This window comes from Porphyrobacter sp. THAI-01a (genome assembly GCF_056868655.1).
The window spans coordinates 2,868,484-2,890,519 of sequence record NZ_CP180579.1; the positions used below are offsets into that span (position 1 = coordinate 2,868,484).

The 22,036-nt window shown below is 68.4% G+C and carries 21 protein-coding genes; 14 read left to right on the top strand and 7 right to left on the bottom strand.

From position 1 onward, the window contains the following. Nucleotides 1-5 precede the first annotated feature (5 nt). Complete coding sequence (locus tag ACMX37_RS13800) at nt 6-956, top strand: SDR family NAD(P)-dependent oxidoreductase (RefSeq protein WP_483146478.1); 951 nt, start codon at nt 6-8, stop codon at nt 954-956. Here ACMX37_RS13800 and ACMX37_RS13805 read toward each other — a convergent pair. Next, the gene (locus ACMX37_RS13805; protein ID WP_483146479.1) at nt 953-1,891 is read right to left on the bottom strand and encodes an alpha/beta hydrolase; all 939 of its coding nucleotides are present in this window, start codon (nt 1,889-1,891) and stop codon (nt 953-955) included. The two genes, ACMX37_RS13800 and ACMX37_RS13805, sit on opposite strands and share 4 nt — an antisense overlap. A 104-nt stretch (nt 1,892-1,995) precedes the next feature. Here ACMX37_RS13805 and ispG point away from each other — a divergent pair, with 104 nt between their 5' ends. From ispG to ACMX37_RS13830, 5 genes are read left to right on the top strand one after another with little or no spacing between them, the layout of a single operon-like run. Beyond that, entirely contained in the window at nt 1,996-3,150 is a 1,155-nt protein-coding gene (gene ispG, locus ACMX37_RS13810; RefSeq protein WP_483146480.1) for a flavodoxin-dependent (E)-4-hydroxy-3-methylbut-2-enyl-diphosphate synthase, read from the top strand. Then, nucleotides 3,147-3,644, top strand: coding sequence for a thioredoxin family protein (locus tag ACMX37_RS13815; RefSeq protein WP_483146481.1), 498 nt, complete (start codon nt 3,147-3,149; stop codon nt 3,642-3,644). The genes ispG and ACMX37_RS13815 overlap by 4 nt, the downstream gene beginning before the upstream one ends. Beyond that, on the top strand, nt 3,641-4,186 hold the full coding sequence (locus tag ACMX37_RS13820; protein ID WP_483146482.1) for a manganese efflux pump MntP: 546 nt from the start codon (nt 3,641-3,643) through the stop codon (nt 4,184-4,186). The genes ACMX37_RS13815 and ACMX37_RS13820 overlap by 4 nt, the downstream gene beginning before the upstream one ends. Before the next feature lie 4 nt (nt 4,187-4,190). After that, nucleotides 4,191-5,138 (top strand): histone deacetylase family protein, encoded by a 948-nt coding sequence (locus ACMX37_RS13825; RefSeq protein ID WP_483146483.1) that lies wholly within the window; start codon nt 4,191-4,193, stop codon nt 5,136-5,138. A gap of 45 nt (nt 5,139-5,183) precedes the next feature. Next, on the top strand, nt 5,184-5,885 hold the full coding sequence (locus ACMX37_RS13830; protein WP_483146484.1) for a murein L,D-transpeptidase catalytic domain-containing protein: 702 nt from the start codon (nt 5,184-5,186) through the stop codon (nt 5,883-5,885). Nucleotides 5,886-6,091: 206 nt separating this feature from the next. Here the strand turns inward: ACMX37_RS13830 and ACMX37_RS13835 are convergent, their stop codons facing one another. Beyond that, complete coding sequence (locus ACMX37_RS13835) at nt 6,092-7,537, bottom strand: L,D-transpeptidase family protein (RefSeq protein WP_483146485.1); 1,446 nt, start codon at nt 7,535-7,537, stop codon at nt 6,092-6,094. 160 nt (nt 7,538-7,697) lie between these two features. Here ACMX37_RS13835 and ACMX37_RS13840 point away from each other — a divergent pair, with 160 nt between their 5' ends. The 5 genes from ACMX37_RS13840 to ACMX37_RS13860 all read left to right on the top strand — a co-directional run bounded on the left by ACMX37_RS13840 (nt 7,698) and on the right by ACMX37_RS13860 (nt 13,970). Beyond that, complete coding sequence (locus ACMX37_RS13840; protein WP_483146486.1) at nt 7,698-8,600, top strand: DMT family transporter; 903 nt, start codon at nt 7,698-7,700, stop codon at nt 8,598-8,600. Nucleotides 8,601-8,719: 119 nt separating this feature from the next. Next, nucleotides 8,720-11,392: an aconitate hydratase AcnA gene (gene acnA / locus ACMX37_RS13845; protein WP_483146487.1), complete on the top strand. Its 2,673-nt coding sequence runs from the start codon at nt 8,720-8,722 to the stop codon at nt 11,390-11,392. Between the two features lie 8 nt (nt 11,393-11,400). Beyond that, the gene (locus ACMX37_RS13850; protein WP_483146488.1) at nt 11,401-11,904 is read left to right on the top strand and encodes a rhodanese-like domain-containing protein; all 504 of its coding nucleotides are present in this window, start codon (nt 11,401-11,403) and stop codon (nt 11,902-11,904) included. A gap of 34 nt (nt 11,905-11,938) precedes the next feature. Continuing rightward, nucleotides 11,939-12,634 carry a prolyl hydroxylase family protein gene (locus ACMX37_RS13855; RefSeq protein WP_483146489.1) on the top strand — a complete coding sequence of 232 codons (696 nt, stop codon included), beginning with the start codon at nt 11,939-11,941 and terminating at the stop codon, nt 12,632-12,634. 280 nt (nt 12,635-12,914) lie between these two features. Beyond that, on the top strand, nt 12,915-13,970 hold the full coding sequence (locus ACMX37_RS13860; protein ID WP_483146490.1) for a hypothetical protein: 1,056 nt from the start codon (nt 12,915-12,917) through the stop codon (nt 13,968-13,970). Nucleotides 13,971-14,546: 576 nt separating this feature from the next. Here the strand turns inward: ACMX37_RS13860 and ruvB are convergent. Genes ruvB through ruvA form a run of 3 tightly spaced genes read right to left on the bottom strand, consistent with a single transcriptional unit; the run spans nt 14,547 to nt 16,557 of the window. Continuing rightward, nucleotides 14,547-15,575 carry a Holliday junction branch migration DNA helicase RuvB gene (gene ruvB / locus ACMX37_RS13865; protein ID WP_483146491.1) on the bottom strand — a complete coding sequence of 343 codons (1,029 nt, stop codon included), beginning with the start codon at nt 15,573-15,575 and terminating at the stop codon, nt 14,547-14,549. After that, nucleotides 15,572-15,949, bottom strand: a complete 378-nt coding sequence (locus tag ACMX37_RS13870) for a hypothetical protein (RefSeq protein WP_483146492.1) — start codon at nt 15,947-15,949, stop codon at nt 15,572-15,574. The genes ruvB and ACMX37_RS13870 overlap by 4 nt, the downstream gene beginning before the upstream one ends. After that, nucleotides 15,949-16,557 (bottom strand): Holliday junction branch migration protein RuvA, encoded by a 609-nt coding sequence (gene ruvA, locus ACMX37_RS13875; RefSeq protein ID WP_483146493.1) that lies wholly within the window; start codon nt 16,555-16,557, stop codon nt 15,949-15,951. The genes ACMX37_RS13870 and ruvA overlap by 1 nt, the downstream gene beginning before the upstream one ends. Before the next feature lie 146 nt (nt 16,558-16,703). Between ruvA and aroC the strand changes: the two genes are divergently transcribed. Next, on the top strand, nt 16,704-17,780 hold the full coding sequence (gene aroC, locus ACMX37_RS13880) for a chorismate synthase (protein WP_483146494.1): 1,077 nt from the start codon (nt 16,704-16,706) through the stop codon (nt 17,778-17,780). A gap of 24 nt (nt 17,781-17,804) precedes the next feature. On the opposite strand, the gene ACMX37_RS13885 is transcribed toward aroC, so the two are convergent. Both ACMX37_RS13885 and ACMX37_RS13890 read right to left on the bottom strand, forming a co-directional pair. Then, on the bottom strand, nt 17,805-18,761 hold the full coding sequence (locus ACMX37_RS13885) for an NAD-dependent epimerase/dehydratase family protein (RefSeq protein ID WP_483146495.1): 957 nt from the start codon (nt 18,759-18,761) through the stop codon (nt 17,805-17,807). Between the two features lie 51 nt (nt 18,762-18,812). Beyond that, on the bottom strand, nt 18,813-19,085 hold the full coding sequence (locus ACMX37_RS13890) for a hypothetical protein (RefSeq protein ID WP_483146496.1): 273 nt from the start codon (nt 19,083-19,085) through the stop codon (nt 18,813-18,815). Nucleotides 19,086-19,529: 444 nt separating this feature from the next. On the opposite strand from ACMX37_RS13890, the gene ahpC reads away from it, so the two are divergent. After that, nucleotides 19,530-20,096: an alkyl hydroperoxide reductase subunit C gene (gene ahpC, locus ACMX37_RS13895; RefSeq protein ID WP_483146497.1), complete on the top strand. Its 567-nt coding sequence runs from the start codon at nt 19,530-19,532 to the stop codon at nt 20,094-20,096. 210 nt (nt 20,097-20,306) lie between these two features. Then, nucleotides 20,307-21,896 (top strand): alkyl hydroperoxide reductase subunit F, encoded by a 1,590-nt coding sequence (gene ahpF, locus ACMX37_RS13900; protein WP_483146498.1) that lies wholly within the window; start codon nt 20,307-20,309, stop codon nt 21,894-21,896. Nucleotides 21,897-22,036 lie beyond the last annotated feature (140 nt).

Genomic DNA, 22,036 nt, shown 5'->3' on the forward strand with positions numbered 1-22,036 from the left:
GGACGATGAGCGAATTCGGCTGGGCGAGCACCACCGACGAGGTGCTGGAAGGCAAGGACCTGTCGGGGCGCACGGTGTTCGTCACCGGCGCGAATTCGGGGCTGGGGCAGGAGACCGCCCGCGCGCTGGCGAGCAGGGGCGCGCATGTCGTCATGGCCGGGCGCGACCAGGGCAAGCTGGACGAGAGCGTCGCCGCGATCCATGCCGATCACCCGCGGGCGCAGCTCGACACCATCACCGTCGATCTGACCAGCCTCGAGAACATCCGCGCCGCCACCTCGCGCGCGCGCCAGCGGTTCCAGAAGATCGACATCCTCATCAACAATGCGGGCGTGATGGCGACACCCTTCCTGCACACGGCCGACGGGTTCGAGATGCAGTTCGGGACCAACCACCTCGGCCACTTCGCGCTCACGGCGGAACTCATGCCGCTGATCGAGCGCGGGCACCTGAAGCGCATCGTCAACCTGTCGAGCCGCGGGCACTTCATGGGGCCGGTCAATTTCGAGGACCCGAACTACCAGCACCGCCCCTATGATCCCTGGACGAGCTACGGCCAGTCCAAGACCGCCAACGTGCTGTTCACCGTCGGTCTGGAGCAGCACTTCGCGGTGCTCGGCATCCACGCCTATGCGGTGCACCCGGGCGGGATCGAGACCAATCTCGGGCGGCACATGTCGCCCGAGATGCGTGACGGGCTGATGCAGCGGGTGACCACATCGGACAGCAACTTCCGCTGGAAGACCATTCCCCAAGGCGCCGCGACGAGCTGCTGGGCGGCGACCGCGGAGGAACTCGAAGGGCGCGGCGGGGTCTATTGCGAGGACTGCCACGTTGCCGAAGTGGACGACGAATCCCAGGTGAGCGGCGTGCGCTCCTACGCGCTCAACCCCAGCTATGCCGAAAGGCTATGGGCGCTGAGCGAGCAGCTGACGGGGGCGAAGTTCCCGAGCTAGGCGGCGATGAACTCCGCCAGCAGGCGGATCACGTCCTTCGCCTCGCGGGTCGGGGTGATCGCCATGAAGACGTGCGGCGCGGCCTCGTATTCGTAGAGCTTCGCATCCACGCCCGCGGCGCGCAGGCGGGCGAGAAAGGTCCGCGAATCGACGATGAACAGGTCGTGCCGCCCGGTGAAGATGCGGGTCGGCGGGAGCTGGGCGAGCGCCTCGGCGGGCGCGTAGAGCGGGCTCACCGCCGGATCGTCCAGCTCCCGGCCCTCGGCCACCAGTGCCCCGCAGGCGCGCAGGGTGCCGATCTTGAGCATCACGTCATGCGGCTCGACCGCAGCGATGGCCGGGTCGGCGAGGCCGAGATCGAGCCACGGCGCGAACAGCGCGAGCTTGCCCGGCAGCGGTCCGCTCCCGCCTGCCAGCCGCAGCGCCAGCGCGAGCGCCATGTGCCCGCCGGCGCTGTCGCCATTGAGGATGATTTTCGCCGGATCGTGCCGCGCGACGAGATCGGCATGGACCGCGTCGGCCAGCGCGTCCTGCGCGGCGTAGCTCGCCTCGGGCACCACCGGGTAGAGCGGCACGGTGACGCTGATTCCGCACCGCTTCACCATCTCGGCGACCAGCGGCCAGTGCACCTTGAACATCGGCCGCACGAAGCCGCCGCCGTGGAAATAGATCATGTGCCATGCGCCCGGCCCGCTCTTGGGGTGGAGCGTCACCACCTTGTGGCCGAGCACCTCGCGCTCCTCGACCGCGAAACGCTTGCGGAAACCTTCGGGCATCGGCGCGTCGAGTGGCAGCGTGCGGCCCGCCATCGCGGCGTGGAACCCCGCCTCGTCGAGCGGGAAGACCGGTTCCTGCCGGCTCACCAGCCACTTGATCGCCCGCATCAGCAGGCTCGGGCTCGCGCTGCGCAGTTCGGTCGCGGTTTCGGTCAGCATGGTTTCTCCCCTTCGGCCCTCGCAGACTGCCGCGGGCAGGGCCCGTGTCAAGCGCGTGCGCGCGGTCATTGCCCCGTCACGTGCGCGCGGCTATATGCGTTCCCATGTCCAGCATCCGTCCCTGGCGCACGATCGAGCGCCGCAAATGCCGTCAGATCATGGTCGGCAACGTCCCCGTTGGCGGGGATGCGCCCATCACCGTGCAGACCATGACCAACACGCCCACCGAGGACGTGAAGGCGACGATCGACCAGATCCGCCGCTGCGAGGAAGTGGGCGCGGACATCATCCGGGTGTCCTGCCCGACCGAGGAATCCACCGCGAACTTCAAGCAGATCACCCGCGCCGCGCGCATCCCGGTGGTCGCCGACATCCACTTCCACTACAAGCGCGCGCTGGAAGCGGCAGACGCGGGCGCGGCGTGCCTGCGCATCAACCCCGGCAACATCGGCTCGGCCGACCGCGTCGCCGAAGTGGTGCGCGCCGCCAAGGCCAATGGCTGCGCGATCCGCATCGGGGTCAATGCCGGTTCGCTGGAAAAGGACCTGCTGGAGAAGTACGGCGAGCCCTGCCCCGAGGCCCTGATCGAAAGCGCGCTGGATCACATCAAGCTGCTGCAGGACCACGACTTCCACGAATACAAGGTGGCGGTGAAGGCCTCCGACGTGTTCCTTGCCGTGGCCGCCTATCACGGCCTCGCCGAGACCGTGGATTGCCCGCTGCACCTCGGGATCACCGAGGCCGGTGGGCTGATCGGCGGGACCGTCAAGTCGAGCATTGGCATCGGCTCGCTGCTCTGGGCCGGGATCGGCGACACCATCCGCGTCTCGCTGTCGGCCGAGCCGGAGCAGGAGATCAAGGTCGGCTTCGAGATGCTCAAGGCTCTCGGCCTCAGAACCCGTGGCGTGCGCATCGTCTCGTGCCCTTCGTGCTCGCGCCAGGGCTTCGACGTGATCCGCACGGTCGAGGCGCTGGAGCAGCGGCTCGAACACATCAAGACGCCCATGAGCCTCTCGATCCTCGGCTGCGTCGTCAACGGCCCGGGCGAGGCGCGCGAGACCGACATCGGCCTCACCGGGGGCGGCGCGGGCAAGCACATGGTCTACCTGCGCGGCGTGACCGACCACACCGTGCAGGACGAGGACATGCTCGACCACATCGTGCGCCTCGTCGAGGAAAAGGCCGCCGAGATCGAGCGCGGGGAGGCCACCGCCTTCGATCCCCACGCGGCGCCGCAAGCAGCCGTCGCCGCAGAGTGATCCGCCGCGCCTGGGCCGCGGGCCTCGCACTGGCGCTTGCCGCCTGCGCGACGACGCCTGACGCGGCGGCCCATCCCGAGGCACGCCCCTACGCCGCCGAAGCCGACGCCGCGCGCGATGTCGACGCCGCGCTCGCCCGCGCCGCGGCGAGCGGCAAGCGGGTGCTGCTGGTGCTGGGCGCGAACTGGTGTCACGACAGCCGCGCGCTCGCCGGGTGGCTGGAAACCCCACGCTTCGCCGCGCTGGCGGCGCAAAGCTACGAGGTCGTCTTCGTCGATGTCGGCACGCCCCAGACCGGCGAGGGGCGCAATCTCGACATCGCCCGCCGCTTCGGCCTTGCCGAAATGGCCGGCACCCCCGCGCTGCTGGTGCTGACCGCAAAGGGCCAAGCCGTGAACCTCGACACCGCCGCTTCATGGCGCAACGCCGCAAGCCGCAGCGAGGCGGCGATCCACGCCGAGCTCGCCGCCCTTGCCGGGCAGCCCGCGCCGTGATCGCGGCGCTGCTGCTCGCGCTGGCGCTGGCGATGGACGCCTTCGCCGTCGCGCTGACGCAGGGCGCGCGGTTCCGGCCCTCGGCAGCGGGGGGCCTCGCCATCGCGGCGACCTTCGGCACCTTCCAGGCGGTGATGCCGCTGATCGGCTGGGGCATCGGCGCGGTGGCGCTGGCCTATGTCGCGGCGATCGACCACTGGATCGCCTTCGGCCTGCTCTCCTTCCTAGGCCTGCGGATGCTCGGCGGGCATGTCGGCGAGGCGGAGGCCGCCCGTGCGCTCACCGGTCGGGCGCTGCTGGTGGCAGGGGTGGCAACCAGCATCGACGCGCTGGCGGCGGGCATCACCCTGCCGACGCTGGGCGTCGCGCCGCTGACGGCAGTCGGCCTGATCGGCCTCGTCACCTTCGCCCTGAGCGGGGCGGGCGTGGCGCTGGGGCGGCGCGCGGGCGATCACCTCGGCGAATGGGCCGAACGCGCGGGGGGCATCATCCTCATCGGCCTCGGGTGCAAGATCCTCGCCGAACACTCCGGCTGGCTGTGACGCCATGCTCCACGTCGTGCACCATGCCGACTACATGGCCCCGCGCCCGGAACGCGGCACCTTCCGCTTCGACAAATACTATCTGGTCATGGAGGAACTGCGCGCCTCGGGTGCGCCGCTGACCGTCCATGCCCCCGAACCCATGCCCCGCGAATGGCTCGAGGCGGTGCATTGCCCCGACTATGTCGACGAGGTGCTGCGCGCCGAAGTCCCCCGCCACAAGGAGCGGCGGATCGGCTTTCCCGTCACCCCAGCGATCACCTCCCGCGTGCGCCACACCAACGGCGGCACCTGGCTCGCGGCGCAGCTTGCCCTGCGGCACGGCTATGCGGCGAACAGCGCCGCCGGGAGCCACCATGCGCTCCACGACACGGGCGCGGGCTACTGCGTCTTCAACGACCTCGCCGTGACGGCCAACCGCCTGATCGCAGAAGCGCAGGCCTCCCGGGTGCTGATCGTCGACTGCGACGTGCATCAGGGCGACGGCACCGCGAGCCTCACCGCCGGGCGGGAGGACATCTTCACCCTCTCGCTCCATGCCGAAAAGAACTTCCCCGTGAGGAAGGCCCGCTCCAGCCTCGATGTCGGCCTGCCCGACGGGCTCGACGACGATGGCTACATGGAGGCCCTCGCGCGCCACCTGCCGCAGGTGCTGGAGGGCTTCGCCCCCGATTTCGTGCTCTATCAGGCGGGGGTCGATCCGCACCGCGACGACAAGCTCGGGCGGCTCGCCCTGACCGACGCGGGGCTGGCGCTGCGCGACCGCTTCGTTGTCGGGTCGTGCCGCGCTCGTGGCCTTGTCGTCGCCAGCGCATTGGGCGGCGGTTACGGCGACGATGCGCGCGCCGTCGCCGCCCGCCATGCCGCCTCGATGCTCGCGATGGCGCAGGAGAACGCCGCATTTCCCGCACCGCGCTCCACGAATCGGGGCACAGCTGCGATGAACCGTTGACACCCTTATTGGGAACCAGCCGCGCGCGGGTTACGTTGGGGAACAATGAAGCGTCGCGACATTCTGAAGGGCACTCTGGCAGCGGGAGCGACACTGGCGCTGCCTGCGCGCCTTTTCGCCTCGGTGAGGACCGGCTCCCCGCGCGACCGCATCCTGTTCGACATCGCCAAGCGCGAGCTGGCCCGCGCCGGCAGTTCGATCTGGCGGCACGACATCGTCGGCATCGCCGATTTCGGCCTGCATTCGGCCAAGCCGCGCTTCCACTTCGTCAATCTCGAACGCGGCGAGATCGTCTCGCACCATGTCAGCCACGGGATGGGCTCCGACCCGCAGCATGACGGCTGGCTCAAGCAATTCTCGAACACCGAAGGCTCGAACGCGACCAGCCGCGGCGCCTATGTGACGTGGGAATGGTACAAGGGCCGCTACGGCACCTCGGTGCGCCTGGGCGGGCTCGACCACACCAACGAGGCGGCGCTCAGGCGCTACATCGTGATGCATCACGCCAGCTATGCCGAGACGTCGCACCTCGAGAAATTCGGTCGCCTCGGCCGCTCCAACGGGTGCTTCGCAATGGGCACCGAACAGTTCCGCGAGGCGCTGCTGCACCTTTCGGGCGGGCGGCTGCTCTATGCGGATTCGATGGGGCTGGAGGAAGACGGCTCGATCCAGCCGGTGCCGGAGCTTGCGCTCTATGAGCGCGCCCCGTTCGAGGCCGGCGCGCGTCCTGCTCTCTCGGCCTACTAGGACGCTTTCCTACCCGGCGGGCGAAAGCTAGGCAGGCAGCCGATCTTTCGCATCGTCGAAGCCCTGCCGCACTGTAGCTCGAGCGGGAAAACGCGCCGAACACCTGTCAACTTCGGTTTTGGCCTGCAAGCCAATGAAATGGCAGAGATATTCCTGTAGGATTGCGAAGTTTACAGTGTCAACTTTGTAAACTTCGCCTTGGCCCCTTAGCTGTCGCGCAGATCGTCCTCGATCACGATCACCTCGTCCGTCGGCAGGATGCTGCGGTTGCGCACCCGCGGCTTGTCGAGGCTGGCGAGCACCGGCGCGTCGCGGCCGTAGATGTCCTTGAAGGTCGCCATCTGGCCGTTGATGTCGGTCGCCATGGTGAAATAGGTGATGTAGGCCGCCCACTGCTTCTCGAGCATCACCTTGGTGTACTTGCCCGAGGTCGAGATCGCGACCGCTTCCTCCTTGGTCGCGCCCTTGCCGAGGATCGCCATCGTCATCGCCAGCTCCAGCGCCCGCTCGGTCCGCACGCAGCCGTGGCTGAGCGCCCGGTCGGCATTGGCGAAGAGGTGCCGCGAGGGCGTGTCGTGGAAGAAGATCGCGTGCGGGTTGGGCATCTCGAGCTTCATCTGCCCGAGCGAATTGCCCGGCCCGGGCTGCTGGACCACGGTGATGTAGCCGTTGGCGCCCTTGGTCGCGACATAGCCGTTGCGCTTGGCCCAGGCAGGATTGGCGAGCGCGCGGGCGCCCAGCCCCTCGCCCTTGACGATCGACTGCGGCACCGTCCAGGTCGGGTTGAAGACCACACCCTCGACCATCTCGGCGAGCTGCGGGGTGGCGGTGCGCCCCGGCTTGCCGACGATCGTGCGGTAGGTGCTGATGATGCGGTTCTTGACCGTCAGCCGGAGCTGGAACTCGGGCACGTTGGTGATGAGGTATTGCGAGCCGAGGTCGCGCGCCAGCCAGCGCCAGCGGTCCATGTTGGCGCGGATCAGCTTGCGGCGGGCGGCATTGCTCGCGGGGGTCGCGGCCAGTTCCGCCTTGAGCTTGGCGTAATCGGGGTGGGTGGGGTTCAGCTTGGCGAGGGTGCCGGCGATGTCACCGGTCCTCAGCGCCTCGGCCAGCACCTCGCCCGAGGGGTGGGCCTCGCGGTCGGGATCGACCACGAACCACTGCTGGCGCGCCTCCATCGGGGTGCGCCCGTCGCGCAGGTCCTCGACCAGCCAGATGAAGCTCTGCGAGGCGAGCTCGTTCAGCTCCTTCGACGGGCCGGAGGCGAGCGCGACCTTGAGCGGGGCGAGGTCGTAGTCCTTGGGGTCGAGCCCCTCGGCGCCGATCCCCTCGATCACCGCGACGAGCCTGGCGGCGTTGGCCACGGTCCAGTCCTGCACCAGCGGGACCACGGGCTTGTCGCCGCCCTGCACCACCGGTTCGGAGACGGTCGGGAAGGCCTGGGTGAAGGCATCCGAGCTCTTGGGCGTCGGCGAGGGGCTGGGCGCGGGCGCGGGAATCTGCACGGTCACCGGCCCGCCGGTCTGCTGGCCGCCGCGGATCACGCCGGGCCCCTTGAGCGCCCCGCCCTCCTGCGCCATCGCCGCCGTCGCCGTCGCCACCAGCGCGGCGATCGCTGCGCCGCCAGCCAGTCTGCCCGAAAACCTGATCATCACTTGCTGCCTTTTTGCCCCGTGCCGGCATCCTTGCGCCGCACCAACCGCGCCGCGACCTTACGCGCAGCGCCATGCCGCTATCAACCATCTTGGCTTTCACCTGCATTAATGTTCACACCCCTGTGGCCGCAGCGTGACCTCGCGCGCCCGCAGGCCTATGGCACCGCTCATGCCGCCGCACCGCCCCGCCCTGCTGCCCTTCGCCGCCGCGCTTGCCGGAGTCGGGTTCCTGTCGCTCATGGACGCCTTCATGAAGGAGGCCTCGCTCCTGATCGGGGCCTATACCGCGACGGTGCTGCGCGCCTTCATCGGGGCGGCGCTGATCGCGCCGGTGTGGCTCTCGCGCGGGCCCGCCATGCCGACCCGCGCGGTCTGGCGGCTCCATGCCGAGCGCGGCGTGGTGTCGGCCTTCATGGCGCTGACCTTCTTCCATTCGCTGACCCTGCTGCCGCTCGCCGAGGCGATCGCCCTCTCCTTCATCGCCCCGCTGATCGCGCTCTACCTCGCCCGGGTGCTGCTGGGCGAGACGATCAGCCGCGCCGCGATCGGGGCGAGCCTGCTCGGCTTCGCGGGCACGCTGGTGATCGTCGGCGGGCGGATCGGCGAGGGCCGGTTCGACGAGGACGCCGCCTGGGGCATCGCCTCGCTGATGGTCTCGGCGCTGCTCTACGCCTATAACTTCATCGTCATCAGGCGGCAGGCGCAGGTGGCCGGACCGCTCGAGATCGCGACCTTCCACAGCGGGATCGGCGGGCTGGTGCTGCTGACGCTGGCGCCGGTGCTGTGGCAGCCGCCCGAGGCCGCGGCGCTGTGGCCGCTGGTGGTGGCCGGCGCGCTGACCGTCGCGGGCTCGCTGTCGATCGCCTGGGCCTATGCCCGTGCCGAGGCTAGTGTGCTGGTGCCGACCGAGTATTCGGGCTTCGTCTGGGCGGCCGGCATGGGCTGGCTGTTCTTCCGCGAGCCGGTGACGCTGCCGACGCTGGCCGGCACGGCGCTGATCGTCACCGGCTGCTGGCTCGCCACCCGCCCGCAGCGCGCCGCCCCGGTCGCCGCCGCCTGAGACCATTTCCCGACGGCGCCCCCCTTGACCTCGCGCGCGAGGCGGCGCAGGAGCGCGGGCGAAATCCCAAGCCCTTGGTGGATCGGGGGCGGGACAACCAGAAGGATGGAAACCCTCTCATGACCGCTATCGGCCAGGATTCGCTCGGCACCCGCCAGATGCTTGACGTGAACGGCAAGCAGTACGCCTATTACTCGCTGGCCAAGGCGGCCGAGCAGCTGGGCGACATCTCCCGCCTTCCGATCTCGATGAAGGTGCTGCTGGAGAACCTGCTGCGCTTCGAGGACGGCGGCTTCACGGTCGACCGCTCGCACATCCAGGCGCTGGTCGACTGGCAGAACAACCCCGTCACCGGCGAGGAAATCCAGTACCGCCCGGCGCGCGTGCTTCTTCAGGACTTCACCGGCGTGCCCTGCGTGGTCGACCTCGCCGCGATGCGCGACGCGATCAAGAAGCTCGGCGGCGACACCGCCAAGATCAACCCGCTGGTGCCGGTCAACCTCGTGATCGACCACTCGGTGATGGTCGACGAGTTCGGCCACCCCAAGGCGATGGAAGCCAACATGGCGCTCGAATACGAGCGCAATGCCGAACGCTACGACTTCCTCAAGTGGGGCTCCAAGAGCTTCCAGAACTTCACCGCCGTGCCCCCGGGCACCGGCATCTGCCACCAGGTGAACCTCGAGCATCTCGCCCGCGCGGTATGGTCTTCCGAAGGCCCTGACGGCGTGATGGTCGCCTATCCCGACACCTGCGTCGGCACCGACAGCCACACCACCATGATCAACGGCCTCGGCGTGCTGGGCTGGGGCGTCGGCGGGATCGAGGCGGAAGCCGCGATGCTCGGCCAGCCGGTCTCGATGCTGATCCCCGAAGTGGTCGGCTTCTACCTCGAAGGCGCGATGGCCGAGGGCGTGACCGCGACCGACCTCGTGCTGACCTGCGTCCAGATGCTCCGCCAGGTCGGCGTCGTCGGCCGCTTCGTCGAGTTCTACGGCCCGGGCGTCGCCAACCTCACCCTCGCCGACCGTGCGACCATCGCCAACATGGCCCCCGAGTACGGCGCGACCTGCGGCTTCTTCGGCATCGACGACAAGACCCTCGACTACCTGCGCCTCACCGGCCGCAGCGAGGAAACCATCGCGCTGGTCGAGGCCTACGCCAAGGCGCAGGGCATGTGGTTCGATCCGGCCAACGTGCCGGTCTTCACCAAGACCCTCTCGCTCGACATGGCGACCGTCGTACCCAGCCTCGCCGGGCCGAAGCGCCCGCAAGACAAGGTGATCCTCCCCGAGGTCGACGACCTGTTCAACTCCGACCTTACCAAGGTCTACGGCAAGAGCGCCCCGGCCCGCGTCGGCGTGGACGGCAAGGACCACGACATCGGTGACGGCGACGTGGTGATCGCCGCCATCACCAGCTGCACCAACACCTCCAACCCCGACGTGCTGATCGCCGCCGGCCTCGTCGCCAAGAAGGCGAACGAGCGCGGCCTCAAGCCCAAGCCGTGGGTCAAGACCTCGCTCGCGCCGGGCTCGCAGGTCGTCACCGACTACCTCGTGAAGTCGGGCCTACAGGAGCACCTCGACGCGGTCGGCTTCGATCTCGTCGGCTACGGCTGCACCACCTGCATCGGCAACTCGGGGCCTCTGGCGGCGCCCATCAGCGCCGCGATCAACGGCAACGACATCGTCGCCGCCTCGGTCCTGTCGGGTAACCGCAACTTCGAGGGCCGCGTCTCGCCCGACGTGCGCGCGAACTTCCTCGCCTCGCCGCCGCTGGTGGTCGCCTATGCGCTGAAGGGCACCGTCACCGAGGACATCACCACCACCCCGATCGGCCACGACCAGAACGGCGCGCCGGTGATGCTCGCCGACCTGTGGCCGACCAACGCCGAAATCGCCGAGCACCGCGCCGCCAACATCGACCGTTCGATGTTCGAATCGCGCTACGCCAACGTCTATGACGGTGACGAGCACTGGCAGGCGATCACCGTCGAGCCCTCGGACACCTACCAGTGGCGCGCCGGGTCGACCTATGTCGCCAACCCCCCCTATTTCGAGGGCATGACGATGACCCCGGCGCCGGTCACCGACATCGTCGATGCCAAGCCGCTGGCGATCCTCGGCGACAGCGTCACCACCGACCACATCTCGCCGGCCGGCTCGATCAAGGAAGACTCGCCTGCGGGCAAGTTCCTGATGTCGAACCAGGTCACCAAGAAGGACTTCAACTCCTACGGCTCGCGCCGCGGCCACCACGAAGTGATGATGCGCGGCACCTTCGCCAACATCCGCATCAAGAACGAGATGGTCCCCGGCGTCGAAGGCGGCTTCTCGACCTATGGCGGCGAGACCATGCCGATCTACGACGCGGCGATGAAGCACAAGGAAGACGGCACGCCCCTCGTCGTCATCGGCGGCAAGGAATACGGCACCGGCTCCTCGCGCGACTGGGCGGCCAAGGGCACGATCCTGCTCGGCGTGCGGATGGTGATCGTTGAGAGCTTCGAGCGCATCCACCGCTCGAACCTCGTCGGCATGGGCGTGCTGCCGCTCCAGTTCAAGGAAGGCGACACCCGCGAGACGCTGGGCCTTGCGGCCACCGACAGCTTCTCGATCCGCGGCCTTGCCGATCTGGTGCCGGGCCAGGACGTCACGGTCGAAGTCACCCGTGAAGACGGTTCGCAGTTCAGCTTCACCGCCCTGTGCCGCATCGATACCGCGAACGAGATGGAGTATTATCGCCACGGCGGCATTCTCCATTACGTTCTGCGCAAGCTTGCGGCATAAGGAGAGGCATGACCCGCACCGACTTCGCCCTGCTGATGTCGCCCCTCCCGCTCGCGCCGCTGATGCTGGCGCTGGCGGCCTGCGGGGGCGAAAGCGGCGAGGGCAGGAAGGGCGATGCACCGGCCGGGCCGCTCGGCTTCGAACTGGCGATGGCGGCGACGACGGACGATGCGGCAGCCCCGCTGCCCGCGAAGGCGTCGCTCGTGTCGCTCTCGCCCGAGGAACTCGCCGAACGGATCAAGGCGGGCGATGTCCGCCTGATCGACGTGCGCACCGACGAGGAAGTGGCCGAGGGCACCATCCCCGGCGCCGAACACATCGCGCTTGACCGCTTCGATCCCGCCGCGATCGCCACGGACGACGGGCGCGAGGTGGTGCTCTACTGCCGCTCGGGCCGCCGCTCGGCGATCGCCGCCGAAAAGCTGGCCGAGGCGACAGGCGCTCCGGCAACGCACCTCGAGGGCGGCATCATCGCCTGGGAGGCTGCGGGCCAGCCGGTCGCCAAACGCTGACCGGGCGTTAACCCTGCCGTGCTAATGCGGCGGGATGACCGGGACCCTCACCGCCTTCGATCCGATGGCCGACCCGCGCAAGCTCGCGTGGTTCGGTCACATCGTGCGCGAGCGCCTGCTGCGCCATCCCGCGGTCGAGCGCATCGCCACCGACCGGGCCGAGGTGTTCCGCGTGAAGGGCTTCCTCAAGCGCAGCGATTGCCGCGAGATCGTGCACGTCATCAACCACCAAGCGACGCCCTCGACCCTCTACCGCGGCACCGAGCGCGAGGGCTTCCGCACCAGCTTCACCCACCATTTCGGCCGCAACGACCCGCTCACGCGAAGCTGCGAGCAATACATCTCGGACCTGATGGGCATCGACGACAACCACGGCGAGGTGATCCAGGGGCAGCGATACCAGGCCGGGCAGCAGTACAAGCACCACTTCGATTTCTTCGCGGTCGGCGAAGGCTACTGGCAGCATGAAGCCAGCCGTGGCGGTCAGCGCACCTGGACGGCGATGATCTGGCTCAACGAGCCGCGCGAGGGCGGGGAGACCGATTTTCCCAAGCTCGGCCACAGCTTCCGTCCGGAGACCGGCACGCTGATGCTGTGGAACAACATGACCCCCGACGGGCACCCGAATATGGCGACGCTGCACGCCGGGATGCCGGTCAAGCGCGGCATCAAGCACATCATCACCCGCTGGTACCGCCAGGAGCCGTGGCGCCTGATCAACCCCGCCTGATCGGGCGGCGTCCGTTGCCTCTCAAGCGCCGGTAATGTGCCGGCGCCGCAGGATCGCCGCCGCCGCGAGGCCGAACAGGATCGTCATCGGCGGAGCCGGGACATCGTGACCGCCCGAAGTCGAGGAGGAGCTGCTGCTGCTCGACGAAGACGAGGAAGACGAGCTGCTGCTGCTAGAGGAGCTCGATCCCGAGGACCCGCTGGAGCCGGAAGATCCGCTCGACCCTGTCGAGGTCGAGGAGCTGGAGCTCGACGAGGAGCTGCTGCTCGACGAGCTGCTGGTGCTGCTGGTCATGTCGCCCGAGGTGCTGCCGCCGCTGGTCGCCCCGCCCGAGGACGAGGACGACGAGGAGCTGCTACTCGAAGAGGAGGACGAGGAGGACGAGCTACCGCCCGAGGAACCCGAGGACGAGCTGCCGCCCGGCTTGCCGCTGCTTCCGCCCGATGAGGACGAAGACGAAGACGAAGACGACGAACTGCTGCTCGACGATCCGGACGAGGACGAGCCCGAACCCGAGCCGCCCGAACTGCCCCCCGGCTTGCCGCTGCTTCCGCCGGAAGAAGAAGACGAGGACGAGGACGAAGACGACGAGGAGGAGGACGACGAACTCGAGGAAGACGAGGACGACGAACCCGAACTTGTCACGCCACCGGTCGAGGAACTGACGTTGCCCGACGAGCTCGACACGTTGCCGGACGAGCTGGAGACGTTGCCGGACGAACTCGATACCCCGCCGGTGCTGCTCGACACATTGCCCGAGGAACTGGAGACGTTGCCCGAGGAGCTCGAGACGCTGCCGGTGCTGCTCGAGACATTGCCAGACGAGCTCGACACCGAACCGGTCGACGACGAGACATTGCCGGAAGTGCTGGTGCTAGACACCGCACCGGTGCTGCTCGACACGGCGCCGGTCGAGGTCGAGGTCGACACCGCCCCGGTCGACGAGGTGATCTGGCCCGAGGACGAGGTCGTCGAGGTCGAATTGTCGATCCGGATGTCGATCACGATGCCGCTGCTGGTCGTGCCGCTGCTGGTGGGCGGTGCCGGCGGGAAGCCCGATGAGGTCGGAGGCGCCGGAGGGAAGCCCGACGAGGTCGGCGGGGCCGGCGGGAAATCGCCCGAGGTCGTGCCGCTGGTGCCGCCGCCGGTGGTGGTGGTGCTCACCACCGAGACGTCGCCCGAGGACGAACCGCCGCCGCCGAAGAAGCCGCCGAAGAAACCGCCACCGCCGAAGCCCAGGCCGCCGCCGAAGCCGCCAAAGCCGCCGCCCCAGCCGCCACCCGGCCCGCCGCCGCCCGAGATCGGGGGAAGCGGGGGAAGCGGCGCGGGCATGTAGGCGATCTGCGCGATCGGCGGGCATTCCTCGGGATTGAAATAGGCCTGGACGGCGCCTGCCGGAACGCTCGGCGCGCCGATGGGGCCGGGGCCGACCGGCTGGCACTCGATGGTGCGCTCGACGATCCGCCGGCGGCGCTGCTCGGGCACCTCGATGATGCGCGGGTTGCCCTTGATGTAGCGCGCCCCCGTCACCGGATCGACCTTCACCAGCTTGCCGTCGATGTTGGTCGAATAGTCCGGCGCGTCGGTGTTCATCGGCTCCGCCATGCGCACGGCGCCGCCCTGAAGCAGAGCGACACCCGCGGCAGCGGCGGAAAGCTTCGCGATGGCCAGTTTGAGCGACATTATCGTAACCCTGTTGCCTGCGAGGGCCGGAGCGCGATGATCGCACCTCCCCCAAATCCAGCCTTCTTTTGATGTCAGAAGCCGAACAGGGGCAATCGCGTTAACGCTGTGCGGGGCGTCCAACCGGCCGGAATTGCCGTGATTTCGCGGGATTTCGGGCGCGCTGTCCCGAACTGGCACCGAAAAGGGGGCAGCGGTTAGCCGAAGGGTTAACGCTAACGCGCCAGACTCAGTCCTCGAACAGCCCGCCCTGTCCGCCAGGCGATTCCCGGGGGGGAATCAGGTCGAGATGCGCCCAACCGGCATCGTTGAGCACCCGCCCGCGCGCGGTGCGGGCGACGAGGCCGAGCTGGATGAGGTAGGGCTCGACCACCTCCTCGATTGTGTCGCGCGGCTCGGCGAGGCCCGCTGCGAGGGTCTCGATCCCCACGGGGCCGCCCTTGTAGATGGTGGCGATCATGCCGAGGTAGCGGCGGTCCATCGTGTCGAGGCCGAGGCGGTCGATCTCGAGCCGCGTGAGCGCCTCGTCCGCCACCGTGCGGGTGACGGTCGCGCTGCCGGCAACATCGGCGAAGTCGCGCACGCGTCTGAGGAGCCGCCCCGCGACACGCGGCGTCCCGCGACTGCGGCGGGCGATCTCGTGCGCACCGTCGGGCGCGATCGCGAGGCCCATCAGCCCCGCTGCGCGGGTGACGACGCGCTCCAGCTCTTCATGCGTGTAGAAGTTGAGCCGCACGGGGATGCCGAAGCGGTCGCGCAGCGGCGTGGTCAGCAGGCCCTGGCGCGTGGTCGCCCCGATCAGCGTGAAGGGCGGCAGGTCGATGCGGACGCTGCGCGCCGAGGGCCCCTCGCCGATGATGAGATCGAGCGCGCGGTCCTCCATCGCCGGATAGAGCACCTCCTCGACGACCGGCGAGAGGCGGTGGATCTCGTCGATGAACAGCACGTCGTGCGGTTCAAGATTGGTGAGCAGCGCGGCGAGGTCCCCCGCCTTGGCGATGACCGGGCCGGAGGTGGCGCGGAAACCCACGCCCAGCTCGCCCGCAATGATCTGCGCCAGCGTGGTCTTGCCGAGGCCCGGAGGGCCGAAGAACAGCGTGTGATCCATCGCCTCCCCCCTCGCCCGCGCGGCGGCGATGAAGACGGCAAGGTTCCCCTTGGCGGCTTCCTGCCCGACGAACTCGGCGAGCCGCCGCGGTCGCAGGGCGGCGTCCGGGTCGCCGGGCTGGCGAATGGGGGCGTGGAGGGGGTCAGTCATTGTCCCGCGCCATCCTGATTCCGCGACAGGCGCAAGATGATCGCAAACACCAGGCCGAAGACCGCGACGGCCATGAGTTGCATGACGGGGACGAACAGGAAGACGAGCGCGGACTGTCCATCGGACGGCTGGAAATACATCGTGTCAATGATCAGCCACAGCCCCCCGCCGCCGATCACTATGGCAGCAGCGCCGTTGACCTTGGCTTGTGAAGACCAGAGGCAGAGCGGGAGGAGCGGCGCAGTCATCACGGTCAAGATGAAGGCATAGAACACCGTTTGGGAAAGATCCTCCGGCAAGCCCGCAGAAAAGAGCAGGCCGACACTTGCGAGGATGTAGATCGCAAGGATCGCCAGTCGCCAGTCGCCTCGCATCACCCCGCTGCCTTCTTAAGCGCGACCCGAATGAGGTCGCCCTCGCTCGCGCCTTCGCCCAGTTCCTCGAGCGCGCGGGCCACGGCCTGTGCGGCCACCGCGGGCTTGAAGCCGAGGTTCTCCAGCGCGCTCGCCGCGTCCGCGCCCTTGCTCCCTGCGGGTGCTGCTGCAGTGCTCGGCGCAAAGCCGCCCGAACCGCCGGGCATCCCGCCTGCCTTGTCCTTCAGCTCGTTGACGATCCGGCCCGCGAGCTTCGGCCCCACGCCCTGCGCGCGCGCCACCATCGCCGCGTCGCCCTTACCGCAGGCGTCGCGCAGTTCTGCGGTCGAGAGGGCGGAAAGGATCGCCAGGCCGACCTTGCTCCCCACGCCCTGCACGCCGGTCAGCAGCCGGAACCAGTCACGCTCGGATGCTTCCGCGAAGCCCAGGAGCCGCATGTCGTTCTCGCTCACCTGCAACTCGGTGTGGACCGTGCAGGCCTCCCCCACCTCGCCCAGCGCGGCGAGGGTGCGGCTCGAACAGTGGACGAGGTAGCCCACCCCGCCGACATCGACCACCGCCCAGTCCTCGCCGGTTGCATCGAGCCTGCCTGAGAGCTTCGCAATCATGTTTTGTTCCTGCCGCAATCGTGCGGGTTTGGCTAGAGCGAACCCCGCTACAATCCCCGTTCGCCTCGAGCGCAGTCGAGAGGCCCCGGCTCAGGTGTCTCGACTGCGCTCGACACGAACGGGACTTTGGGTAAAAGCACCGCCCCATGAGCTGGAACACCTTCGGGCGCGTGCTGCGCTTCACCACCTGGGGAGAGAGCCACGGGCCTGCGCTGGGCGCGGTCGTCGACGGGTGCCCGCCGGGGCTCGCGATCTCGGAGGACTTCATCCAGCCCTTCCTCGACGCCCGCAAGCCGGGAACGAGCCGCTTCACCACCCAGCGGCGCGAGGATGATCTGGTGCGCATCCTCTCCGGCACCTTCGAGGGCAAGACCACCGGCACGCCGATCAGCCTGGTGATCGAGAACACCGACCAGCGCTCGAAGGACTATTCCGAGATCGCCCGGCAATACCGCCCGGGCCATGCCGATTACGCCTATGACGCCAAGTACGGCATCCGCGACTATCGCGGCGGCGGGCGCTCCAGCGCGCGCGAGACGGCGGCCCGGGTGGCGGCGGGCGCGGTGGCGCGGCTGGTGATCCCCGAGGTCACCATTACCGCCTACGTCTGCGAACTGGGCGGCGACCGGATCGACCCTGCGAACATCGACTACAGCGAGATCGCCAATAACCCCTTCTTCTGCCCCGACGCCGCTGCGGCGAAGCGCTGGGAGGAGAAGGTCGATGCGGCGCGCAAGGCCGGATCGTCCCTCGGTGCGATCGTCGAATGTGTCGCGACCGGCGTCCCCGCGGGCTGGGGCGCGCCGATCTATGCCAAGCTCGACAGCGACCTTGCGAGCGCAATGATGAGCATCAATGCCGTCAAGGGCGTCGAGATCGGCGACGGGTTCGAGGCCGCGCGCCTCACCGGCGAGGAGAACGCCGACCGGATGCGCCCGGGCGCCGACGGGAAGCCGGAATTCCTCGCCAACCACGCAGGCGGGACGGCAGGCGGCATTTCGACCGGGCAGCCGGTGGTGTGCCGGGTGGCGTTCAAGCCGACCTCCTCGATCCTGACCCCGGTGGAGTCGATCAATTCGGCCGGAGAGGCGGTCGAGGTCGTCACCAAGGGCCGCCACGATCCCTGCGTCGGCATTCGCGGCACCCCGGTGGTCGAGGCGATGATGGCGCTGGTGCTCGCCGACCACAAGCTCCTGCACCGCGCTCAAGTAGCGCAGCGGTAGCGCGAACAAGAACGCGCAGGTCGGCTAGCGCACGAACTCCTTCGGCGGCACGTAGCCCGGATCGTGGGTGAAGGGCAACGGGCCGCCCGCCTCCAAGGCCTTCAGCACGGCCGCAAAGTCCGTCTCGCAGCGGAAGCCGAGATCGCGTTCGATGGCCGAGGGATCATAGACCCGCCCTATGGTGCCGGGCAGCACCCAGCCGCGCGCGGCGTAGAGCGCGGGGGCATCGGGGAAGCGTTCGGCGATCAGGCCGGCTGCATCAGCCTTCAGCCGCGCGGCGTCGGCAGGGGCGAAAGGCGGAGGCGCGCTCACGACGTAGACCCCCCAGCCGATCCGCGGCGCAGCCTCGAGCGCGGCGAGGTGGGCGGCCGCGCAGTCCTCCACCGTCAGGCGGCGGTTCAGGAACTCGTTGGCCTTGAGATTCTCGCCCGCCGGGACAGCATGGGTGTCGTCATCCTCGGGAAAGAAACGCGCGACCCTCAGGGCGATCACCGGCAGGCCGTGCAGGTCGTGCCACAGCCGGCACAGCTCCTCGGCGGCGCGCTTGGTGACGCCGTAGATGTTGCGCGGGGCGAGCGGGCCACTGCGCTCGTCGAGCCACACCGCCTGCGTCGCCACCTCGTCGCGGATCGCCTGCGTGATCATCAGCGAGGTGGTCGAAGTGAAGACGAAGCGGCCCGCCCCGTGCCGCACTGCCGCCTCGAGCAGGTGCAGCGTGCCTGCGACGTTGACGTCGACGAAGGCCTGCGCGGGATAGCGGACGATGTCGGGCTTGTGCAGCGAACCCGCATGGACGACCGCCTCGAAGCGATGTTCGGCGAACAGGCGCTCGACGAGGCCCGCATCCGCGACGCTCCCGATCGTGTCGGTATGGCTTCCCGGCGCAATGTCGAGCCCGGTGACCGCGTGCCCGGCGCGGCTCAGCAGCGGCGCGAGAAAGCGCCCGAGCCAGCCCGACGATCCGGTGAGAAGCACCCGCATGACGCGCGTGCTAGCAGGCCTGGTCCGACAGGCAAGCGGCCGGGCCGCAGGTCAGGAACAGCAGGTGCAGCAGGCCTTGCCCGCGCCGACGATGGCGGTGCGCAGCGCATGGGCGAGGCGCCCCTCGCTCACTTCGTCAAGCACGTCGCGCTTGACTGTCAGGAGGCGCTCGCTCTGTCCGCCAAGTTCCTCGAAGGCCGAATGGACAATGCCGAGCACATCCTTGCGCGACAGGGTCATGTAGGCCTCGGCACAGGGAAGCCCGGAATTCTCGAAATCGAATTCGACGGGCGTGATCCCGGGCTTGCCGTAATCCTTCGACATGCAATCCTCTCCGGCTCTTCGACAGCCTGTTTCCCCGCCCGAGCATTTGCCATGCCATGTGGCTTGGGGGCTGGCAAATTGAGCGCCGGCAAGACAGGCCCCAGAAGGGCCGGTGAGTGTCGGGTTAATTTGATCGAGCGCAATTTTCGCCGGGCTAAATCCTTTGCGCAAGATACAATGTTACAAGCCTTCCGCCCCGCATCTCGGCTCGTGGCACAGGAGAGGCGGTTGGTCGCCATTTGGTCGATCGGGGGGCACCTGACGCGTTGCGCAATCCCGCTAACGTCGCTTGCGGCGAGATCCGGCCCGGTTCCTGTCGCCACGATTGAAAATTCCGATTTTCGCAATCGCACAAATGATCTTTTGTGCAGCGCAAAAAGCCCTATCTGGGCAGTGTCGGAAACGACCCCTCTTCTTCAAGACCCAACATAAGGACAAACTCCCATGGGTATCATCGGTTCGACCATCAAGCCGTTCACCGCGACCGCCTTCCAGAAGGGCAAGGACTTCTTCACCGTCACCGACGCGGACCTCGCGGGCAAGTGGTCGGTGTTCTTCTTCTACCCGGCGGACTTCACCTTCGTGTGCCCGACCGAGCTCGAGGACATGGGCGAGAAGTACGCCACCCTCCAGGCGATGGGCGTGGAAGTTTATGCCGTCTCGACCGACACGCACTTCAGCCACAAGGCCTGGAGCGACACCTCGGAGAAGATCGGCAAGCTGACCTTCCCGTTCCTCGGCGACCAGAACCACGTGCTGTCGAACAACTTCGGCGTGCTGCGTGAAGGCGCCGGTCTCGCCGACCGCGCGACCTTCGTGGTCGACCCGGACGGCGTGATCCAGATCATGGAAATCACCTGCGAGGGCGTGGGCCGCAATGCCAACGAACTGACCCGCAAGATCAAGGCCGCCCAGTACGTGCGCGCCAACCCCGGCCAGGTCTGCCCGGCGGCGTGGGAGGAAGGCGCGGACACCCTCGCCCCCTCGCTTGACCTCGTCGGCAAGATCTAAGCGAACCGGCACGCGCGGGGCTTCTCCCCTCCCCCCTCGGCCCCGCGCGGCCGCAAATCCCGAGAGCCTTTCAAGGAGCCCTCGGGTCGTAGCCGGGACCGGATGTTTCCCGCCCCTCCCCCCCTTTCGGGGCGGCGGCATCCGGTCCCGTGTTGCCCGACACACCGAACACATATGTCTCGCGCGATGATCCGCGCCCGGAGGACACCCATGCTCGACGCCGCAATGCAGGCCCAGCTCAAGACCTATCTCGGCAATCTTCGCGAAGGCGTGGAACTGGTCGCCTCGCTGGACGACAGCGAGAAGTCGCGCCAGACGCGCCAGCTGATCGAACAGATCGCCTCGCTGCACGATCTCGTGACCGCGCGCTTCGACGGGACCGATGCGAGAAAGCCCAGCTTCGTGATCCGCCGCGCCTCGGACGCGGAGAAGTGGGTGCGCTTCGCCGGGCTCCCGATGGGCCACGAATTCACCTCGCTGGTGCTCGCGCTGCTGTGGGCCGGCGGCCATCCGCCCAAGGTCGACGCCGACCTCATCGAGCAGGTCCGCGCGCTCGAGGGCGATTACCACTTCGAGATGTTCTTCTCGCTCACCTGCCACAACTGCCCCGACGTGGTGCAGGCGCTGACGCTGATGGCGCTCGAGAACCCGCGCATCACCGCGACCCTGATCGAGGGCGGCACCTTCCAGGAGGAAGTCGAGCGCCGCGACATCATGGCCGTGCCGGCGACCTTCCTTAACGGCGCGCCATTCTGGAACGGCAAGATGGAACTTGCCGAGATCCTCGCGAAGCTCGACGTCAACGCCGATGCCAAGCAGGCCGAGAAGCTCAGCCAGAAGGCGCCCTTCGAGGTGCTGGTGGTTGGCGGCGGTCCTGCTGGCGCGGCGGCGGCGGTCTACACCGCGCGCAAGGGTTTCCGCACCGGCATCGCGGCAGAACGCTTCGGCGGCCAGCTCATGGACACGCTCGGGATCGAGAACCTCCCCGGCACCCCCTACACCGAAGGCCCGAAGCTGACCGACAGCCTGAAGAAGCACGTCGGCGAGTACGACATCGACCTGATGGACCTCGCCCGCGCGGTCGAACTGCGCGCGGCAAAGGATGTCGGCGGCTATCACGAGGTCGTGATGGCGAACGGCGCGACCCTCAAGGCCCGCTCGCTGATCCTCTCCACCGGCGCGCGCTGGCGCAACCTCGGCGTGCCGGGCGAGGCGGAGTATCGCAACAAGGGCGTGGCCTATTGCCCGCACTGCGACGGCCCGCTGTTCAAGGGCAAGAACATCGCGGTGATCGGCGGCGGCAATTCCGGCGTCGAGGCGGCGATCGACCTCGCCATGATCGTCGGCCACGTGACGCTGATCGAATTCGACACGAAGCTGCGCGCCGACGAGGTGCTCCAGCGCAAGCTGCGCTCGATGGCGAACGTCGAGATCATCACCAATGGCCAGACCACCGAGATCCTCGGCGAGAACGGCAAGGTCAGCGGCATCGTGGTCAAGAACCGCGCCAATGGCGATGAGCGTCGCATCGATCTTGAAGGCGTGTTCGTCCAGATCGGCCTCGTCCCCAACACCGAATGGCTGCGCGAGACGGGTCTCGAACTCTCCAAGTTCGGCGAGATCGTCACCGACGATCACGGCGCGACCAACATCCCGGGCATCTACGCCGCGGGCGACTGCACCACCGTGCCCCACAAGCAGATCGTGGTGGCGATGGGCGAAGGCGCGAAGGCAGGGCTGGGCGCCTTCGACTTCCTCATCCGCAACGAGCCGGTCGAGGACGTGGCCAAGGCGGCTTGAGAATCTCGCCCACCCCTGACCCCTCCCGCAAGCGGGAGGGGAAGCGGTTGGCGCTGGCACTCCCCTCCCGCTTGCGGGAGGGGCCGGGGGTGGGTCCGAAACGGCCCACCCTTTCTATTTGCCCGCACCCCCACTGATCG

Coding starts and splice junctions, on each gene's coding strand:
- aroC (WP_483146494.1), top strand. CDS start 16,704: ATGAGCTGGAACACCTTCGGGCGCGTGCTGCGCTTCACCACCTGGGGA.
- ACMX37_RS13885 (WP_483146495.1), bottom strand. CDS start 18,761: ATGCGGGTGCTTCTCACCGGATCGTCGGGCTGGCTCGGGCGCTTTCTC.
- ACMX37_RS13870 (WP_483146492.1), bottom strand. CDS start 15,949: ATGCGAGGCGACTGGCGACTGGCGATCCTTGCGATCTACATCCTCGCA.
- ACMX37_RS13890 (WP_483146496.1), bottom strand. CDS start 19,085: ATGTCGAAGGATTACGGCAAGCCCGGGATCACGCCCGTCGAATTCGAT.
- ACMX37_RS13805 (WP_483146479.1), bottom strand. CDS start 1,891: ATGCTGACCGAAACCGCGACCGAACTGCGCAGCGCGAGCCCGAGCCTG.
- ruvB (WP_483146491.1), bottom strand. CDS start 15,575: ATGACTGACCCCCTCCACGCCCCCATTCGCCAGCCCGGCGACCCGGAC.
- ACMX37_RS13855 (WP_483146489.1), top strand. CDS start 11,939: ATGACCGGGACCCTCACCGCCTTCGATCCGATGGCCGACCCGCGCAAG.
- ACMX37_RS13830 (WP_483146484.1), top strand. CDS start 5,184: ATGAAGCGTCGCGACATTCTGAAGGGCACTCTGGCAGCGGGAGCGACA.
- acnA (WP_483146487.1), top strand. CDS start 8,720: ATGACCGCTATCGGCCAGGATTCGCTCGGCACCCGCCAGATGCTTGAC.
- ACMX37_RS13835 (WP_483146485.1), bottom strand. CDS start 7,537: ATGATCAGGTTTTCGGGCAGACTGGCTGGCGGCGCAGCGATCGCCGCG.
- ACMX37_RS13825 (WP_483146483.1), top strand. CDS start 4,191: ATGCTCCACGTCGTGCACCATGCCGACTACATGGCCCCGCGCCCGGAA.
- ruvA (WP_483146493.1), bottom strand. CDS start 16,557: ATGATTGCGAAGCTCTCAGGCAGGCTCGATGCAACCGGCGAGGACTGG.
- ahpC (WP_483146497.1), top strand. CDS start 19,530: ATGGGTATCATCGGTTCGACCATCAAGCCGTTCACCGCGACCGCCTTC.
- ahpF (WP_483146498.1), top strand. CDS start 20,307: ATGCTCGACGCCGCAATGCAGGCCCAGCTCAAGACCTATCTCGGCAAT.
- ACMX37_RS13850 (WP_483146488.1), top strand. CDS start 11,401: ATGACCCGCACCGACTTCGCCCTGCTGATGTCGCCCCTCCCGCTCGCG.
- ACMX37_RS13840 (WP_483146486.1), top strand. CDS start 7,698: ATGGCACCGCTCATGCCGCCGCACCGCCCCGCCCTGCTGCCCTTCGCC.
- ACMX37_RS13800 (WP_483146478.1), top strand. CDS start 6: ATGAGCGAATTCGGCTGGGCGAGCACCACCGACGAGGTGCTGGAAGGC.
- ispG (WP_483146480.1), top strand. CDS start 1,996: ATGTCCAGCATCCGTCCCTGGCGCACGATCGAGCGCCGCAAATGCCGT.